This is a genomic window from Mycobacterium sp. NPDC051804, from assembly GCF_044452905.1.
GTDB lineage: Bacteria > Actinomycetota > Actinomycetes > Mycobacteriales > Mycobacteriaceae > Mycobacterium.
On the sequence record NZ_JBITCD010000024.1, the window covers coordinates 1 to 1,453 of the forward strand.

Here is a 1,453-nt window from a genome sequence, read left to right on the forward strand (position 1 = left end):
CTGCCGATGGATCCGGTGGTGCCTGATGCGCGGATCGAGTTCATGGTTGGTGATGCGGCGCCGGTGGTGGCGGTCAGTACGGCGGGGCTGGCGTCGCGGTTGGCCGGGTATCCGGTGGTGGTCGTCGATGTCGATGATCCCGTGGTGGGGGCCCAGTCGGCGGCGGCGTTGCCGCTGCCCGCCGCTGACGACATTGCTCACATCGTGTACACCTCGGGCACCACGGGTGTCCCGAAGGGCGTGGCGACCACTCACCACAACGTGACGCAGTGGCTGACGTTGTTGCATGTGGGGATGCCCTCGGGGCCGGGTCAGGTGTGGTCGCAATGGTATTCGTATGCGTTCGACGCCTCGGTCGAAGAGATCTGGGGGGCGTTGTTGCACGGGTCTCGGTTGGTGGTGGTGCCTGAAGAGGTGGCCTCGATGCCTGATGATTTCCAGGCGTTGTTGGTCGCCGAGGGTGTCAGTGTGTTGCATCAGACTCCGTCGGCGTTGTCGGCGTTGTCGCCGCAGGTGTTGGAGTCGGTGGCGTTGGTGGTGGCTGCAGAGGCCTGTTCGGCGGAGTTGGTGGATCGGTGGGCGCCGGGGCGGTTGATGACCAACGCTTATGGGCCCACCGAGACGACGATGTGTGTGACGGTCAGTGCGCCGCTGGCGCCGGGGTCGGGGACGCCGTCGATCGGGGCGCCGATCCCGGGGGCGGCGTTGTTTGTTCTGGATGCGTGGTTGCGGCCGGTGCCAGTCGGGGTGGTCGGTGAACTGTATGCCGCCGGTGATGGGCTCGGCGTCGGGTATCTGGGCCGGGCGGGGTTGACGGCGTCGCGGTTTGTGGCGTGTCCCTTTGGTAGTGCCGGGCAACGGATGTATCGCACTGGGGATTTGGTGCGTTGGGGTGCTGATGGGCAGTTGCACTATCTGGGGCGTGCTGATGAGCAGGTCAAGATCCGTGGGTATCGCATCGAGTTGGGTGAGATCCGCGCGGTGCTGGCTGGTGTGGCCGGGGTGGATCAGGCGGTGGTGATCGTGCGTGAGGACCGCCCGGGGGTCAAGCGGCTGGTGGGGTATGTCACCGAAACGGTCGCCGGAGGGTTTGACACCGTCACGGCGCGTGCTCGGTTGGCCGAGGGATTGCCGGCCTACATGGTTCCCGCGGCGGTGGTGGTGGTCGATGGATTGCCGTTGACTCCCAACGGAAAGCTCGACATTCGCGCGTTGCCGCTCCCGGAGTATCAAGACAGTCCTTACCGCGCTCCCAGTAGCGCCGATGAGGAAATCCTGGCCGGGATCTACGCCCAGATACTCGGGGTGGACCGAGTCGGGGTCGATGACTCCTTCTTCGATCTGGGCGGGGACTCCCTGTCAGCGATGCGTCTGATCGCCGCGATCAACACTGCCCTCGACGTCCACCTCAACGTCCGCACCCTGTTCGACGCACCCACCATCACCCAACTGA

The 1,453-nt window shown here is 65.5% G+C and carries 1 protein-coding gene; it reads left to right on the top strand.

Annotation, left to right across the window (positions count from 1 at the left end):
• Positions 1 to 1,453 (top strand): amino acid adenylation domain-containing protein (locus ACIA48_RS30265; protein WP_396740009.1); only part of this gene is annotated, 1,453 nt, incomplete at both ends.